This window comes from Streptomyces sp. NPDC021212 (assembly GCF_044332925.1).
Lineage (GTDB): Bacteria > Actinomycetota > Actinomycetes > Streptomycetales > Streptomycetaceae > Streptomyces.
In genome coordinates this window covers 683,538-700,216 of sequence record NZ_JBIRPZ010000001.1, presented here as the reverse complement: position 1 = coordinate 700,216, position 16,679 = coordinate 683,538, and the positions used below count along the sequence as shown (strand labels likewise).

Genomic DNA, 16,679 nt, shown 5'->3' with positions numbered 1-16,679 from the left:
GTGCGACGGGGCCGGGGAACCGCGCATGCCCCGGACCAGGCAGGCCCGGGGCATGGGGAGCGATCGGCTCAGAGACCGGCGACCGTGCCGACGATGCCGGAGGTGTTCAGGCCGGTGGCGCCGTCGACGGTGCCGGTGACGGTGCCCACGGCGCCGGTGACCGGGCCGGTGACCGGGCCGGTGACGGACTGCACGGTGCCCAGGGCGTCGCCCACAGCGCCGAGACCGCCGGCCACGTTGTCCAGCTCAGCGTCGGAGATCTCCTGGGTCGCGACCTTGGGTGCGTTGTTCATTACTGCGTCTCCCTTGGATACATATCTCTAAATGAGCCTGTAACGGCCGGTGGTTGCCGAAGGGTGTTCGGCTCCTCCACCGGCCACCGCGGCTACGTTCCCGCACTTCCCGGTAACCGGGCTCCGGGGAACGTCTCGGCGCGAAAGGATGTAACCACGCCGGCTGGCCACGTTCGAATCGAGCTAGATCCGGAACTACGCATTCCGACAACTTTCCGATCACATGGCGTGCACCCGTGTCCACGTGACCGGCACCGCCTCCCCACACGATGGTCACCACTCGCGCCGTACCGCCCTCCGTCTCCGCGCGGAAATCGCACATTCCCGGGCGGAGCCGGCGCACACCGGGCCCGCGTGGTGCCGAGGCGTGCGCTACACACGGCTTCTGTGGAATGGATGTGCCGATCACTTGAAGACCTGTCGACGTCCGGTCGCATTTCGCGCCCGACGGAGGATCTCCGATCCGCCACGTGTGGCGGGCCGCTCCGGGGGTACCCGTTTACAACTCCTATGCCTACGCACATGCCGAACCGAGGAGTCGCCGACAGAGGAGTCGCCGTGAAAATTGGCGTATCGACCTTCGTCACCGACCAGGGCATCGGGCCCGCGGCCCTGGGGCGGGCTCTCGAGGAGCGGGGGTTCGACTCGCTCTTCATCGCCGAGCACACCCACATCCCGGTGGAACGCCGCTCGCCCTATCCCGGCGGTGGCGAGCTGCCGGAGATCTACTACCGCACCCTCGACCCGTTCGTCACACTGAGCACCATCGCCGGGGTCACCACACGGCTGCGCTTGGGCACCGGGGTCGCCCTGGTGTCACAGCGGGACCCGATCATCACGGCGCAGGAAGTGGCCTCCCTCGACCTGGTCTCCGGCGGACGGGCCGTCTTCGGGGTGGGCGTCGGCTGGAACCGCGAGGAGATGGAGAACCACGGGACCGACCCGTCCACGCGCGGCCGTCTGGTGAACGAGCGGCTGGAGGCGATCCGCGAGTTGTGGACGAAGGAGAAGGCGGAGTACCACGGCGAGTTCGTGGACTTCGACCCCGTCTACCAGTGGCCCAAGCCCGTACAGCGCCCGTATCCGCCGATCTACGTGGGCGGCGGCGAGTCCGCGTTCCCCCGGATCGCCGCCCTGGGGGACGCCTGGCTGGCGGGCGGCACGCCACCCGGCACCCTGGGCCCGCAGATCGAGCGGCTGCGGAAGGTGGCGGGCCGGGACGTGCCGGTGACGGTGTACGGGGTGCCCGGCGGCACTCCCGGCACCCTCGAGGCGCTGGAGGGGTATCAGCGGCTCGGCGTGGAGCGGGTGCTGCTGTACCTGCCGACGAAGCCGGAGGGGGAGACGCTCGCCCACCTCGACGCGATGGCCTCTCTCGCCGAACGATTCGGTGATGGCGCGGTCGGCGCCGTTCCCGCACGCGGCGCGCCGCCCGCTCGGTGTCCGCCGCCGGCGCCGTCTGCGCCTCCTCCGCCAGTGCGCTGGTCAGCCCCCGGTGGCGCACGGGTCCGCGAGCCGGTCCAGCATCGGCCCAGGCCACGGCGGTCGCCGCCGCGGCCACCGGGCTGGTATTCGCCGGCGAGCCGGGGCCCTGGGGGGCGAGACCGACCGTCAGGGCCACCGCCAGCGGCACCGCCCACACCACCACGCCCGATCCGCGACCGCCACTTCCTCGTATGCGCCGCCAACCGTCCACGCGACTGTCGCCGCCGAGCGGGCACTGGTTGCCGGGTCATCGTGACGTGTTCACCGCGCGGCGCGGCGGGGCGCTCCCATCTTGGGCAGCGGCGCCGCGTGCAGCGGCATCGTGCGCCAGCGCGCCGTGAACGTCCCGTCGGCGGCCGAACACGTCACGTCGAGGTGGTGCGGGGTCTCCAGGAACGCGATGTCGGCCACGAACGTGTCCGGATCCGTCCAGCCGCCGCACGCCGCCGTCGGGACCCGCCCGTCCGCGCCCTCCTCGACCGTCCATCCCTGGGCCCCGAGCCGCACTTCGAGCCGGGACGCGCCCTCCGCCAGGGAGGCGGCCCACGCATCGTCGCCGTCGGCGGTGACCGTCACCTCCGTCAGCGTGGGCTGGTCCGCGCAGCTCCCGCCCGCCGGGGTGAAAGTCATGGGCCCACCCCCGGCTCCCGCCGGAGAGGTGAACTTCTCAAAGGGGGCCGGCAGTTGGAGGCCGTCGAGTCGCCGTCGCAGGGCCGCGTCGTCGTCCTGGCGGTGGTCGAGGGGCGCGGGGCCGAACGCCGGGAGCAGATGCCGCCACGCGGCCTCCAGCACCGCCTGCATGTCCTCGGTGTCCGCGGTCATGGCGACCACCGCGTCGTGTTCGGGCAGCACCAGGCAGAACTGCCCGTAGGCCCCGTCGCCACGGTAGCCGTGACGGGATCGCCAGAACTGGAATCCGTACCCCTGCTGCCAGTCGGACACCGCGCCCTCCGCGGTGCCGTCCGCGTTGTCGATCTGCGCCCGGGTCGCCTCTGCCACCCAGGACGCGGGCAGCAGTTGGCGGCCCTCCCAGACCCCGTTGCCGAGGTACAGCAGGCCCAGCCGGGCGAGGGCGTCCGTGGTGGCATACATGCCGCTGAAGCCGAGGTCGCGGCCGGGCGGACGTTGGATCCAGGCCGTCTCGCCGATCCCCAGCGGGTCGAACAGCCGCGGCCGCAGATAGTCGGTGAGCGACTGCCCGGTCACGCGCTGGACGATCGCGGCGAGGCTGTACGTGGCGGGCTGGTTGTAGGCGAAGACGGTGCCCGGGTCGCGGTCGGGCGGGGTCAGCAGGAACCCGCGCACCGGCTCGGCCGGGTCGCGGGCGAACGCCTGCTCCCGGGTCTCGGCCAGATGCCCGCTGGCCATGGCCGCGACGTGCCGTACGAGCATGGCCCGGCTACGCGGGTCGGTGATGTCGCCCTCGAACTCGGGGAAGTAGGAGATCACCGGGTCGTCGAGGCTCATCAGCCCCTCGGCCACCGCGAATCCGGCCGCCGTCGAGGTGAAGCTCTTGCTGATGGAGTAGAGCAGATGCGGCCGGTCCGCGGTGTACGGCGCCCACCAGCCCGAGGCGACCACATGGCCATGACGCACGATCATCAGGCTGTGCGGCTCGATGCCGGGCGCCGCCTCCAGCGCGTCGAGGAACGCGCCGACACCTCGCGCGTCCACGCCCTGCGCGGCAGGTGTGCTCTCGGGCAGGGGGTGAGCACTCCGAGCACTCATCGCGCCTCATCCTCCAAATGCGGTGGGTCGTGCACGGCCGGTAGTGCTGCGATCATGGACGAAGAAGCCGCACCGCGCCAGAGTGCCTTCCGGCCCCCTGGAGACCTGGCTGCTCAGACCGGCGGCGCCGTGGGCAGTGCCTCCGCCGCCCCCGTCCCGAGGTGCGCGACGCCCGAGCGCACCGCCCACGCGAACACACCGAGCGCGAGGGCGCCCACCGCGACCGTGTCGTACGGCGCCGACAGACGGCCCGAACCGCCGAAGCTGCCGAGCCACGACAGCAGGGTCAGCGCGGCGAGGTGGAACACCAGCCACGCGCCGTGCCGCAGCTCGCCGAGTCCCCCGGTGCCGCCACGCCGCTGGAGCAGGAACAGCGGGACCCCGGCCAGGACGAGCGGCAGGGCGAGCCGCAGGTCGTCCCAGCCGGACCAGAACACGAACTCGCTGGCCACGACGAAGCTGAGGGGAGCGATCCAGCGCACCCCCGCCACCTGCCCTTCCGCCCGGGGCACTCCCCGCTCCCGGTCGTGTGCCCGGAACACCGCGACGGCCACCGCCGAGGCCGCGTAGATGAGCAGATACATGTCCCCCATCACGCTCACGATGTCCTGCCAGCCACCGAACGGCAGCATGAAGATCACGATGACCGCGAGGTTGAGCAGCAGCGCGCGGTGTGCCATGCCGGAGCGGGGGTCGATGCGCATGAAGAAGCGCGGCAGCAGGCCGTTCTTGGCCAGGGCGTAGGTGTGCCGGGCGTTGATCGCCACCCCGACGTAGGCGGAACCGCCCGGGGAGATCACGGCGTCGGCGTACAGCAGCGTGGCCAGCCAGTGCAGATTGAGGATGAGGGCGAGCTGGCCGAACGGCGACTCGAAGTTGACTCCCTGCCAGCCGTCGCCCAGCGCGGAGTCCGGCACCGTGTAGAGGAACGCCAGCTGGAGCCCGAGGTAGACCAGCACGGCCAGGCCGATCCCGGTGAGCACCGCGGCCGGTACGGAACGGCGCGGATTGCGGGCCTCGCCGGAGAAGTCCAGCGGGGCCTGGAAGCCGTTGACGGAGTACACGATGCCACCGCCGGCGAGGGCGGTGAGGCACGCCGCGTAGCCGTACGGTGCGAAGCCGCCGTGTTCGGTGAGGCGCCCGGAGTGGGTGCCCGACAGGAACAGCGCGACGACGGTGACGACGGGGACGATGACCTTGAACACCGACACCAGGTTGTTGAGCCGGGCGAATATCCGCACGGCGAACCAGTTGAGCGCGGTGAGCAGCACGCTCAGTCCGACGGCCACGCCGAGGCCCGGGAGGGTGAGGCGGCCGCCGTCGTAGAGCCCCGGCAGATAGTGCGCGGCGTACTGCATGATCGCGCTGATTTCCGCGGCCGTGCCGCCCACGGACAGCACGACGGACCAGCCGACCATCGTGCCGACCAGCCGCCCGCTCGCGTACAGCGGCCACCGCACGGTGCCTCCGCCCTCCGGGCGGGTGGCGCCCAGCTCCACCATGACCAGGGCGATCAGGGCGCACAGCGCCCCCGCGGCGATCCAGGACAGCAACGCGGCGGGTCCGGCGGTCTGGGCGGCGTACAGGGCCGCGAACAGCCAGCCGGACCCGAGGATGTTGGAGAACCCGATCGCGGTCAGGCCCCAGAAGCCGAGGTCCTTGTGGAGTCTGCGCTCCTCGGCGAGGACCGCCGGGGCGGCGATGGACTCCACCGGCTGGTTCTGCGGCACGTGGCACGTCTCCTCGGGTAGTGCGTAACCTGGCGAAGCCCCCAGGGTGCCACGGCCGCCGCCGTGCCTCAGTGGGTGGTGCGGCGCCGTGCCCTGAGCGGGACGTAGACGAGGAGCGCCGCGAGGAAGGCGGCGTAGTACGCGAGGTCGGCGCCGTGCAGCGCGGCGGCCACCGGGCCCGTGTAGAGGCTGGTGTCCATGAACGGCACCGCCGCGGCGAAGGCGGCGCCGAACGCCAGCAGGGCGGGCCACCACGGCTGCGGGCGGGCGCTCTCGGCGGCCAGGTCGACCGGCGCGCCGCCCCGGGTCCGGGCGCGGACGAACCAGTCGACGGCCACGATCGCGACGAAGCCGGGAATCCAGTAGCCGACGAACAGCAGCACGTTCTGGAAGCGGGCGGTGGTGTCGGCGGCGTGCATCCACAGCACCAGCGGGAAGCCGAGCGCGGCGGCGAGGGCCGCGGCCAGGGGGCGGGGGATGCGAACACCGGCGGTCTGCAGGGCCAGTGAGCCGCTGTAGTCGTTCATGGCGTTGCTGCACAGGGCGGCCAGCGCCACGGCCAGCAGTCCGAACGCGCCGAGCGCCCCGCCGCCCAGGGCCGTATCGACGCCACGGGCGGTCTGGTCGGTGAAGACGGAGGCTCCCCACAGCCCGAGCGCCTGGACGGCCACGAAGGACACGGTGACGCCGAGCAGAGTGCACCAGAACATGCCGACCCGGGAGGTGGCGCGGGGCAGATAGCGGCTGAAGTCGCTGGCGTACGGCGCCCACGACAGCGCCAGGCTCAGGGCGATCGTGCTGGTCAGGACGAAGGCGCCGAGGCGGTCGGCGCCGTGGGCCGATCCGGTGGCGGCGGGGTGGACGCCGCCCTGCAACTTGACGGCCAGGGCGGCGAACGCGGCAGCGAGGACGAAGGTCATCAGCTTCTGCATCCGGTGGATGGCCTCGTAGCCGAGCACCCCGAGCGCTCCCTGGGCGGCCATCATGATCAGCACACCCAGCCAGAACGGCAGGCCGCACAGCCGGGCCAGGGCGTCACCGCCGAACAGGCCGATGAGCGCGTCCCAGGCGACCGAGGACAGCCACTGCAGAACACCCGGCACGGCGACCCCCCGGCCGAAGGCCAGCCGCGCCAGCGGCAGCTGCCCGGCCCCGGTCAGACTGCCCCAGGTGCCCAGATACGCGGTGGGCACGGCGCCGATGAGGGTGCCCAGGACGACGGCGGCCAGCGCGGTGGCGAAGTCCAGGCCGAGGGAGATCCCGACGGTGCCGGTGAACACACCGGTCATGGTCAGGTTCGGGGCGAACCACACGGTGAACAGGCGCCCCGGCCCGCCGTAGCGGTGGCTCTCCGGAACCGGCGCGATACCGCGCGCCTCGACGCGCAGATCGCCGGGCGCGGTGGGCATCCGCCCGTCGAAGACGGATTCCGCGCCGGTGGGTGCCGGGTCGGTGGCAGCATGCGGCAAACGCATCGATGACATCCCTCCGCCAGTGCTAACTGGTTCAGGTTCGACGGGTGTGATCTCAGCCCCGCGTGGGGCACCCCGTGTCGGTTGGAGCGCCCCCAGGCTAACCCCTCGCCGCGTGGACCCGGTCCTGGGGACGGGTCCGGGCCGGCAGCGCGTCCAGGAACAGCGCCCCGGCCAGCAGCGCGGCGCTTCCGCGGGGCGCGATGCCCGTCTCGCGCAGCTCGGCGTCCAGGGTGGCGAGGGCGGCGGCGCCCCGGGCCGTCGCGGTGCCGCCCGCCTCCAGCACACCGCGCGCCCCGTCCTGCACCCGCCGGAGGGCGGGCGGGCCCGCCCGGTACAGCGGCCCGGTGTCCTGGAGGGTGCTCATCACGGTGAGCAGCGCGTCGAGCCGCGCCTGTGTCTCGGTGGCGCCCGCGGCCCGCGCCGTCGCCAGGGCGTCCAGGGCGCGGCGTACGTGCGGGAAGGCGGCCCGCGCCTCGCCGCGCGCACCCGCCGCGCCATAGGTGGCGGACACCTGCGAGCCCGCCGAGGGCTTGCGCGGGGCGCCGCGGTCGGTGTGGGCGGCGAGCTGCCGGGCGGTGGCGGTCAGCTCCCGGGGCGCGGCGCCGGGTTCCAGGGCGGCGGCCGCCACCAGCAGCCCCAGCACCCACAGCGCCCCGTGGTGCAGGCGTCCGGTGACCGGGCCGCCACCGGCCCGCGCCATGGTCCACTCGGCGCAGCGGCCGATGGCGCCCAGCTCCTCGCGGAGCGCCCGCGTCGGCTCGCCGGGGCGGCGGGCGGCGGCCGCCATGGCGGCGAACCCGGGCGCCAGCGACTTGGCCGACCAGCGCAGCGCGAGCAGATCGGTGCCGGTGGCGCGGGCCTGGAGGTCACGGGTGTCCGCGAGGCCCGGTTTGGGGGTCAGCTCCGCCTGGGAGATCAGGGCTCGTACGGCGGTCTGCGCCAGTGCCTCGTCCGTGGAGCGCGTCGTGGGCATGCCCGGAGAGTAAGCGGCGAACCTTTCCCGGACCTGGGTCGTTCCTGTGATCCCGCTGTGTGCTCAATGCGATTCCCTGGCGACGAAGGATCCGCGGGTGCCGACGAGGAAGTCCAGGCCCGCGCCGCGGTCGGCCTGTTCGACGTGGTCGCGGTAGATCTGCTCCCATCCACCGGTGGCCGGTGGCGCGGCGGCGGTCACCGGTTGCCGTGCGGCGAGTTCCTCGTCCGGTACGTCCAGCCGCAAGTGCCGCCGCTCGACGTCCAGTTCTATCCGGTCGCCGGTGCGCACCAGCCCCAGCGGGCCGCCCGCCGCTGACTCGGGCGCGATGTGCAGGACAACGGTGCCGAAGGCGGTTCCGCTCATCCGGGCGTCGCTGATCCGCACCATGTCCCGCACTCCGGCCCGCAGCACCGCGGGCGGCAGCGGCATGTTCCCCACCTCGGGCATGCCGGGGTAGCCGCGCGGTCCGCAGCCGCGCAGGACCAGCACATCGGAGGCGTCGACCTCCAGGTCCGGGTCGTCGATCCGGGCCTTGAAGTCCTCGATCCCGTCGAACACCACGGCGCGGCCCCGGTGGCGCAGCAGTCCCGGTGTCGCGGCGGCCGGCTTGATGACGGCTCCGTCGGGACAGAGGTTGCCACGGAGCACGGCGAGCCCGGCGCCGTGGGCGATCGGGTCCTCCGCGGTGCGGACGACGGTGAGGTCGGCGCTGGACCGGCCGGACAGCTGCTCGGTGAGGGAGCGGCCGGAGACGGTGACGGCGGGTTCCAGGTGGTCCCTGATCTCCCCGAGGACGGCGTCCAGGCCGCCGGCGCGGTGGAAGTCCTCCATGAGGTGGGATCCGGCGGGCTGCACGTCGGCGAGCAGGGGTATGCCACGGCCCGCGCGGTCGATGTCGTCCAGGCCGAAGTCCGCCCCGACCCGGCGGGCGAGGGCCAGCAGATGGACGACCGCGTTGGTGGAGCCGCCGATGGCTGCCACCGCGCGCACCGCGTTCCGCAGCGCCTCCGCGGTCAGGACGGCGCTGGGCCGCAGGTCCTCGCGCACCATGTCGACGATGCGGTTGCCCGCCGCGTGGGACAGCTCCAGCAGTCGGCTGTCGGGCGCGGGGAGCCCCGCGTTGCCGGGCAGGGTCATGCCCAGCGCCTCGGCGGCGCACGCCATGGTGGACGCCGTGCCCATGGTGTTGCAGTGCCCCCGGCTGCGGATCATCGCCGACTCGGCCCGGCGCAGCTCCGAGCGCTCCATCCGCCCGGCCCTTACCTCCTCGCTCAGCTCCCACACCCCCGTGCCGCAGCCCAGCGGGCGCCCCTTCCACGAGCCGTTCAGCATGGGACCGCCGGTGACCATCAGGGTGGGCAGGTCGACCGACGCGGCCCCCAGGAGCAGGGACGGTACGGTCTTGTCGCAGCCGCCGAGCAGGATCACACCGTCGACGGGGTTGGCCCGGATGAGTTCCTCGGTCACCATCGCGGCGAGGTCGCGGAAGAACATCGCGGTCGGGCGGAGCAGGGTCTCCCCCAGCGACGGCACCGGAAGCTCCAGCGGCACCCCGCCGGACTCCCACACCCCCCGTTTCACATGGTCGGCGATTTCGCGGAAGTGGCTGTTGCAGGGCGTGAGTTCGGACCAGGTGTTGCAGATGACGATCTGCGGGCGTCCGTCGAAGGCGTGGTCGGGGAGTCCGCGCCGCATCCAGGCACGGTGGATGAACGCGTCGCGGGTCTCACCCTCGTACCACTGCCGCGACCGGTGCGTGCCACTCATACGAACCTTCCGATCTCTCGACGATTCGTGCGGAGGAACGCTGCCCACCGCAGAGGGGTTTCAGGCCCCCTTCAGGCCCGGCGGTGGGCGTCCTCCAGGTAGTGCAGCACGGCGGCCACGCGCCGGTCGGTGCGGTCGGTGGGGGCCAGTCCGAGCTTGGCGAAGATGCTACGGATGTGCGTGTGGACGGCGCCCTCGGTGACGACGAGCCGCTCGGCGACGGCGGTGTTGCCGAGCCCTTCGGCCATCAGGGCCAGGACGTCGCGTTCGCGGGGGCTGAGCCGGTCCAGCCGGGTGTCGGGCCGGGTGCGGGCGAAGAGCTGCGCGACGACCTCGGGGTCGATGGCGGTGCCGCCGTCCGCCACCCGGTGCAGCGCGGTCAGGAACTCCTCGACCCGGCCGACCCGCTCCTTGAGCAGGTAGCCGAGCCGGGCGCTGCCGTCGGCGAGCAGGTCGGTGGCGAAGGCCTGCTCGACGTAGGCGGACAGTACGAGGACAGCCAGGTCGGGGCGGCGGCGCCGGGCCTCCACGGCCGCGGCGATCCCCTGCCGATCGCACTGCCGGAGCGGGCCAGGGTGCCGGCCGGTCTCGTCGGCCGGGTGGCGAAGCTGCCCGGCGTGGCCGAGGCGGTCGGCGACCGGAGCTTCCCCGCCGCCGTCATCACCCGGGAGGGGAAGACCGTACCGGCGGACGACGATCCGCGCGTGACCGGACACGGGTGGTCCTCGACCGCGCTGCCGGCGCGGCCCCGTATCACCGGCACGCCCCCGGCCGGTCCGCACGACGTGGCCCTGGACCGCCGCACGGCCGCGGCCGCGGGGGCAGGTCCCGGCGACCGCGTCACGGTGACCGCCGCGGGGCGCTCGGCGCGCTACCGGGTGTCGGCCGTGGTCGGCGCCGCCGGAAGCGGCCTGTGGTTCGCCGACGCCACGGCGGCGAAGCTGTCCGGCGGATCGGGTTCCGGGTCCGGCTCCGTCGACCTGATCGCGGTACGGGCGAAGCCGGACGCCGGTGGCTCGGTCGCCACCGAGGTCCGCCGCCTGGCCGGGGACGACGGGCTGACGGTGTCCACCGGGGCGGACCGGGGTGACGCCGAGGCGCCCGGCACGACCGCAGCCCGCTCCCTGCTGCCCACCCTGGCGGAGTCGCTGGCCGGGGTCACGCTGCTGGTGGTCGGATTCATCGTGGGCGGCGCGCTGTCGGTGTCGATCGCTGCCCAGCGGCGCGAACTCGCCCTGATGCGGGCCGTCGGCGCGACGCCACGGCAGATCCGCCGCCTCGCCGGGGCCCAGGCCGCCATCATCGCGGTCACCGTGGCCGTGCCCGGTGCCGCCCTCGGCTATCCGCTGGCCGAGCGGTTCCGGCAGTTGCTGGTCTCCCACGGGATGCTCCCGGACGCGCTACCGCTCACCCGCAGCCCGCTGCCCGCGATCGCGGCCGTGCTGCTGCTGGTCGGCGTCGTGTGGGTGGCGGCCCGGTGCGCCGCGTGGCGTACATCGCGCCGGCCGGCCACCGAGGCGGTCGCCGAGTCGCGCAGCGAACCCCGGGCGCCCTCGAAGGTGCGCACCCAGGCCGGTCTGGCGCTGATCGCCACGGGCACCGGGGCCTCGGTCACTCCCCTGCTGGCCCGGTCGCAGGCCGGGGCGGCGGCCACCGCGCTGGCCGGTCTCATCGCGGCGATCGGACTCGCCCTGGCCGGTCCCGCCCTGGTCGGCGGCGTCGGCCGGCTGCTGGAGAGAAGGCTTACCGAGAAGGCCACGGCACCGACCTGGCTGGCCGTGGCCAACAGCCCTGGGTACGCGCTGCGTTCCGCGGCGGCCATCAGCACCCTCGCGATGGCCGTGGTGTTCACCCTCACCTACACCCTGACCCAGACCACGGTGCGGGCGGCCACCTCCGGTGACCTCCGCGACGCCACCCGGGCGCAGCTCGGGTTGAGCGCGCCCGGACTCGGGGGCGTGCCGGGCGATGTGCTTCCCGCGCTGCGGGACACTCCGGGCGTACGGGCGGCGGCCCCGGTCACCTCGACCACCGTCGTATGGCCGTACCGGCTGCTGGGGGAACCCGAGGTGGACAGCGGTTCCGCGCTGGTGCTGGACGCGCAGGCGCCGGGTGTCCTCGACCTGGACGTGCGTGACGGCCGTCTGGCGAAGCTCACGGGCGACACCGTCGCCGTCTCCACCGATGTGGCCGGGTCCCGCGGCGCGCCCGTGGGCGGCCGGGTGGATCTGCTGCTCGGCGACGGCGCCCGGGTCACCGCCCGGGTGGTGGCCAGGTACGCGCGCGGCCTCGGTTTCGGCCCCGTAGTGCTCTCCAGGGACCTGGCCGCCGGACACACCACGGCGGGCCTCGACCAGAGCATTCTGATCCGTACCGACGGCAGCGAGGAGGCCCGCCACCGGGTGGCCGCGCCCCCGCCGCCCGTCTCCGCGTGGCCGGCCGGTGCGCCGCCGCTGCCGTCGTCGGCCACCGACACCTCCAGCTCCTCCGGGGCGCCGGGGCGCAGCGTGACCCGCACCTCCACCCGGGCGGCTCCGGCGGCGTGTTTGCGGATGTTGGTCAGGGACTCCTGCACCAGGCGGTGGACCGCGGTGGTGATCTCGGGCGGCAGCGGGCGGCCGGTGATCCGCGGGTCGAGGGTCAGTTCGGCGGCGGGGCCCGCCGCGGAGAAGTCCCGGGTGAGGGCGCGCAGTCCGGCCAGGCCGCCGGTGGGGCTGGTGGCGGCGGGCGTGGAGGGGGCCCGCAGGCTGGAGACCATGGCGCGCATCGACCCGAGCGCCTGCGATCCGGCCCGCTCGATGTGGGCGAGCATCTGGTCCAGGTCCTCCGGGGACTGGGTGTGGCCGACGGCGGCGGTGAAGCGCGCGGCCTTGGTCCGGGCGACGATCGCGGTGACGTGGTGCGCCACGAAGTCGTGCAACTCCCGTGCGTGTTCGAGGCGTTGTTCCTGGAGGATGGCCTCGCGCCGCCGGAATCGCAGCGCGTCGTACAGGCGCAGGCACAGCCCCAGCACCATCATGAACGGCACACAGGCCACGATCACGGCGACCATGCCGTTGAGGTGTTCCCCCCGTTCGGCGATCCGCAGCGGAAGGAGGGCGGTGGCGGTGCTGCGCACGGTCGAGCCCTCGACGGCCTCCTCGCTGCGCCGCCGCAACACCATCGGCGTGGCCGTCACGGTGTGCGGTGCGCTGCTGCTCGGTGCCGCGACCGGCGAAACGAACATCCTCTTCATCGCCGTACCCGTCCTGCTCATCGGCCTGATCGTACTGACTCCGCTGCTCGGCCTGGGCGTCACCGGGCTGCTGCGCTCCCCTCTGATCAGGCTGGCGGGAATCCACGGCAAGCTCGCCGTGGAGAACGCCCGCCGCAACCCACGGCGCACGGCGGCCACCGCGGCCACCCTCATGGTCGGTCTGGCCATGGTCACCGCGGTCACGGTGGCCGTCGCCTCGCTGAACCGCATGGACGAACAGGAGGTCGACAGCACCATGACCTCGGACCTGCGCATCACGGCCGTCGACTTCGCGGAGGTCGGCGACGACACCGCCGCGCGGGTCGCACGGCTCGCCGACGCGGAGGCCGTCACCCCGATCGCCGACACCTACTTCGACCTGTCCGGCCACGACTCCCTGCCGGTCACCGCCGTCAATCCCGCCACGGTGGAACAGCTGACGCCGATCACTGTCCGGAAGGGTTCGCTGGCCCGCCTCGGCCACGGCATCGCCGTCACCGAGGCGACGGCCGCCGCCCGTGGCTGGCGGCTCGGCTCCCGCGTCACCGGCGCCTTCACCGGCACCGGCGAGCGGACCGGCCTGCCCGTCGTCGCGCTCTACGACGGCCCGGAGAATCTGACACCCGCCCTCGTCGCCGACAGGTCCCTGCCGCGCACGGGCGGCGCCACGCACCGGCCCTCCGTCGATGCAGTGCTGGTCAAGGCCGCCCCCGGCCGTACGGACGCGCTCCGGGAGGAGATCCGGCGCACCCTGGACAACCCCGCGCTCGTGGTCGAGGACCGCGCCGACGCACGGGAGGCGGTCACCGCCAGGTCGGCCCCGTTCCTGAACATCATGTACGCCATGCTCGGCGTCACCGTGCTGATCGGCGCCCACGGAGTGGTGAACACCATGGGCATGGCCGTCTTCGAACGTGACCGGGAGATCGGCATGCTCCGCGCCATCGGCCTGGACCGCCGGGGCGTGGCCTCCGTCCTGCGCATCGAATCGGTGACCATCTCCCTCCTCGGCTCCGCGCTCGGTATCGCCGTCGGCAGCGTCATCGGTGCGGTGGCCGTCCTCGGCCAGGAGGGTGTCCCCCCTGGTCATCCCGTGGGACAGGACGGCCCTCTTCTTCGTCGCGGCCGCCGTGATCGGTATGCTCGCCTCCCTGTGGCCGGGGCGCCAGGCCGCGCGGGTGCCGATGTTGAAGGCCATCGCCACGGACGCTTCATGGAGTGTGCGGACGTATCCTGAAATCTGAGGTACCGCGACCGGTGAGCGCGGGAGGTTGCGATGACCGCCGACGAGAGGACCGTCGCCGAGAGCCTACGTCCCTGCAAGGCGGACACGCCCCGGTATCTGCCCATCGCGGAGCACGGCCTGATCGGCGATCTGCGGACGGCCGCGCTCGTCGGGACGAACGGCACGATCGACTGGTACTGCCCCACCCGCTTCGACGCGCCCAGCGTCTTCGCGTCGATCCTGGACGCCGACCGCGGCGGTGCGTTCGAGCTGGCCCCGGACATGCCCGCCCGGACGAAGCAGTTCTACTTCCCCGACACCAACATCCTCATCACCCGCTTCTTCGCGGACGACGGTGTCGCCGAGGTCCAGGACTTCATGCCCGTCGAGGACGACTCCCGCGAGGCCGACCGGCACCGGCTGATCCGCCGGGTGCTGTGCGTCCGCGGTTCGCTGCCGTTCACCGCACGGGTGGCGCCCCGCTTCGACTACGGGCGGCAGACGCACACCGTGAGCGTCCGGCAGGGCCACCTCACGGTGTTCGACTCCCCGGATCTGTCCCTCGCGCTGACGTCCAGCGTCACGGTGGAGTCCGACGGTCCCGACGCGGTGTCCTCGTTCAAGCTGGTCGAGGGCGAGGCCGCGGTCTTCGCACTCGACCGGATCGGCGGCGCGGTGCGGCCGCGGTCCTGTCCGCTGACCGAGGCGGAGGACCTGTTCAACGCCACGGTGCGGTACTGGCGCCGCTGGCTCTCGCAGTCCCGCTACCGCGGACGGTGGCGGGAGATGGTGCACCGCTCGGCGCTCACCCTCAAGCTGCTCACCTACGCGCCGACCGGCGCCATCGTGGCGGCGCCGACGGCGAGCCTGCCCGAGCAGATCGGCGGGGAACGCAACTGGGACTATCGTTACGTGTGGATCCGCGATGCCGCGTTCTGCATCTATGCGCTGCTGCGGCTGGGTTTCACCGACGAGGCCGAGGCTTTCGTGCGCTTCCTTTCCGAGGACATCCGGCTGCGGGACGGCCCCGGCGGGCCGTTGCAGATCATGTACCGCATCGACGGCCGCAGCGACCTCACCGAGCACGAACTCTCCCATCTGGAAGGCCATCTGGGCTCGGCCCCGGTCCGGTCCGGCAACGCGGCCGTCGGCCAGCTCCAACTGGACATCTACGGTGCGCTGGTGGACTCCCTCTATCTCTATGACAAATGGGGAAAGCCGCTGGCCAGCGACCACTGGGACGGAGTCTGCGAACTGGTCGACTGGGTCTGCGATCACTGGGACCAGCCGGACATGAGCGTCTGGGAGACCCGCGCCGGACCCCAGTGCTTCCTGTACTCGCGGCTGATGTGCTGGGTCGCGATCGAGCGGGCCATGCGCATCGCCACTCACCGCGGTCTGCCCGCGAACATGCCCCGCTGGTCGCGGGCCCGCGACCAGATCTACCGCCGGATCATGCGGCACGGCTGGTCCGCCCGGCGGCAGGCGTTCGTGCAGCACGAGGGCACCGATGTGCTCGACGCCTCCGTGCTGATGATGCCGCTGGCCAAGTTCATCTCCCCCACCGACCCCAAGTGGCTGTCCACCCTGGACGCGCTGGGCGAGGAGCTGGTGTCCGACTCGCTGGTCTACCGCTACGACCCCCAGGCCAGCCCGGACGGGCTGCGCGGTGAGGAGGGCACCTTCTCGATCTGCTCGTTCTGGTACGTCGAGGCGCTGTCCCGGGCGGGGCGGCTGGACGAGGCGCGGCTCGCGTTCGAGAAGATGCTGACGTACGCCAACCACTGCGGGCTGTACGCGGAGGAGATCGGCCGCACCGGTGAGCAGATCGGCAACTTCCCACAGGCGTTCACCCATCTCGCGCTCATCAGCGCCGCGTTCAACCTCGACCGTGCCCTGGGCTGACCCGGGGGTCGGCCCAGGTGGCTCAGGCGTTGGGGTCGAAGGGGATGCCGGACGGCTTGGCCTTCTGGAGGTGGGCGGCGAAGTTGCCGTCCTTGAGGCCGAAGTTGGCGCTGCCGAAATCGGCCTGGCTCAGCTTGTCGCGCAGGCCCGCGGGGTAGCCGTTCCAGCCGACCAGGGTGGGGAACTGCCAGGTGTGGTGGTCGTTCTCCGGCGGTTCGTCATTGGTGTTCGCGAGACGGAACGCGTGGGTGCTCAGCCCGTCCTTGTGATAGACGATCTTCGGGTGGTTTCCGTCCCACCGGACCTTGTCACCGCTGTAGGTGGTGAACCCGCCGTGGGCGGAGGTGGAGACGTACTGGGCCTGGTTGTTCCGCACCCACACCACGACATGTTCCCAGTCGTGGCGGTGTCCGCCGATCGACGCCTGGTCCTTCTCGAAGTAGAGGCCGTACATGACCGCGCACCAGCCGTTGTTGCACTTCGAGCGCGCGTACCCGTTGGTGTTGTCGAGGTCCGGGGCGTCGTGGCACTGCCCGTTGGGCGCCCCGGACGGGTTGAGCCCGCCGTTCAGCGTGCCGTCGGGGCCGATGGCGGGAGTGGGATAGCAGCCGTCCGTGTCGTAGTCGTAGGCCGGCTGGAACGTCCGCTCCAGCGCGTCCGCGTTGCCGGGCAGGGCCTTCGGCGGGTCGGCGAGAGCGCTTCCGGGTAAGGCGACAACCAGGGCGATGGCGCTGCCGAGAACGAACGAGACCTTGCGGATGCGCGAGCTTCTGGGCACTGCGTCCTCCTGGTTGACCTCGTGCCGCACAGGCGAAGATGTCGACCAGGAGACTACGTCAACTTGCTTTGGATGAGGGGCC

General features: G+C 72.7%; 10 protein-coding genes, 3 pseudogenes and 1 riboswitch. Of the genes and pseudogenes, 4 read left to right on the top strand and 9 right to left on the bottom strand.

Annotation, left to right across the window (positions count from 1 at the left end):
* Positions 1 to 68: 68 nt before the first annotated feature.
* Positions 69 to 293 carry a hypothetical protein gene (locus tag ACH4SI_RS02735; RefSeq protein WP_009720215.1) on the bottom strand — a complete coding sequence of 75 codons (225 nt, stop codon included), beginning with the start codon at positions 291 to 293 and terminating at the stop codon, positions 69 to 71.
* 558 nt (positions 294 to 851) lie between these two features.
* Between ACH4SI_RS02735 and ACH4SI_RS02730 the strand changes: the two are divergent.
* Positions 852 to 1,682, top strand: a pseudogene (locus tag ACH4SI_RS02730) (LLM class F420-dependent oxidoreductase); the annotation flags it as partial.
* A 357-nt stretch (positions 1,683 to 2,039) separates the two neighbouring features.
* Here the strand turns inward: ACH4SI_RS02730 and ACH4SI_RS02725 are convergent.
* From ACH4SI_RS02725 to ACH4SI_RS02700, 6 genes and pseudogenes are all read right to left on the bottom strand, one after another.
* Complete coding sequence (locus ACH4SI_RS02725; protein ID WP_398291724.1) at positions 2,040 to 3,506, bottom strand: serine hydrolase domain-containing protein; 1,467 nt, start codon at positions 3,504 to 3,506, stop codon at positions 2,040 to 2,042.
* Between the two features lie 113 nt (positions 3,507 to 3,619).
* Positions 3,620 to 5,236: an APC family permease gene (locus ACH4SI_RS02720; RefSeq protein ID WP_398291722.1), complete on the bottom strand. Its 1,617-nt coding sequence runs from the start codon at positions 5,234 to 5,236 to the stop codon at positions 3,620 to 3,622.
* Between the two features lie 68 nt (positions 5,237 to 5,304).
* Positions 5,305 to 6,711 carry a purine-cytosine permease family protein gene (locus ACH4SI_RS02715; protein WP_398291720.1) on the bottom strand — a complete coding sequence of 469 codons (1,407 nt, stop codon included), beginning with the start codon at positions 6,709 to 6,711 and terminating at the stop codon, positions 5,305 to 5,307.
* Positions 6,703 to 6,796, bottom strand: a riboswitch (TPP riboswitch). (Overlaps the previous gene by 9 nt.)
* A gap of 12 nt (positions 6,797 to 6,808) precedes the next feature.
* Positions 6,809 to 7,684, bottom strand: coding sequence for a triphosphoribosyl-dephospho-CoA synthase (locus tag ACH4SI_RS02710; protein ID WP_398291718.1), 876 nt, complete (start codon positions 7,682 to 7,684; stop codon positions 6,809 to 6,811).
* A gap of 63 nt (positions 7,685 to 7,747) precedes the next feature.
* Positions 7,748 to 9,454 carry an IlvD/Edd family dehydratase gene (locus tag ACH4SI_RS02705; protein WP_398291716.1) on the bottom strand — a complete coding sequence of 569 codons (1,707 nt, stop codon included), beginning with the start codon at positions 9,452 to 9,454 and terminating at the stop codon, positions 7,748 to 7,750.
* Positions 9,455 to 9,525: 71 nt separating this feature from the next.
* Positions 9,526 to 10,002, bottom strand: a pseudogene (locus ACH4SI_RS02700) (LuxR C-terminal-related transcriptional regulator); the annotation flags it as partial.
* Between the two features lie 27 nt (positions 10,003 to 10,029).
* On the opposite strand from ACH4SI_RS02700, the pseudogene ACH4SI_RS02695 reads away from it, so the two are divergent.
* A pseudogene (locus ACH4SI_RS02695) lies at positions 10,030 to 10,950 on the top strand (ABC transporter permease); the annotation flags it as partial.
* Positions 10,951 to 11,312: 362 nt separating this feature from the next.
* Here the strand turns inward: ACH4SI_RS02695 and ACH4SI_RS02690 are convergent.
* On the bottom strand, positions 11,313 to 12,470 hold the full coding sequence (locus ACH4SI_RS02690) for a histidine kinase (RefSeq protein WP_398292338.1): 1,158 nt from the start codon (positions 12,468 to 12,470) through the stop codon (positions 11,313 to 11,315).
* On the opposite strand from ACH4SI_RS02690, the gene ACH4SI_RS02685 reads away from it, so the two are divergent.
* Together ACH4SI_RS02685 and ACH4SI_RS02680 are read left to right on the top strand one after the other, a co-directional pair.
* Positions 12,409 to 13,926 carry an ABC transporter permease gene (locus ACH4SI_RS02685; RefSeq protein ID WP_398292336.1) on the top strand — a complete coding sequence of 506 codons (1,518 nt, stop codon included), beginning with the start codon at positions 12,409 to 12,411 and terminating at the stop codon, positions 13,924 to 13,926. The two genes, ACH4SI_RS02690 and ACH4SI_RS02685, sit on opposite strands and share 62 nt — an antisense overlap.
* Before the next feature lie 39 nt (positions 13,927 to 13,965).
* A complete protein-coding gene (locus tag ACH4SI_RS02680; protein ID WP_398291714.1) occupies positions 13,966 to 15,819 on the top strand; it encodes a glycoside hydrolase family 15 protein in 1,854 nt (617 codons plus the stop codon).
* Between the two features lie 22 nt (positions 15,820 to 15,841).
* On the opposite strand, the gene ACH4SI_RS02675 is transcribed toward ACH4SI_RS02680, so the two are convergent.
* Positions 15,842 to 16,597, bottom strand: a complete 756-nt coding sequence (locus ACH4SI_RS02675; protein ID WP_398291712.1) for an NPP1 family protein — start codon at positions 16,595 to 16,597, stop codon at positions 15,842 to 15,844.
* Between the last annotated feature and the right edge of the window lie 82 nt (positions 16,598 to 16,679).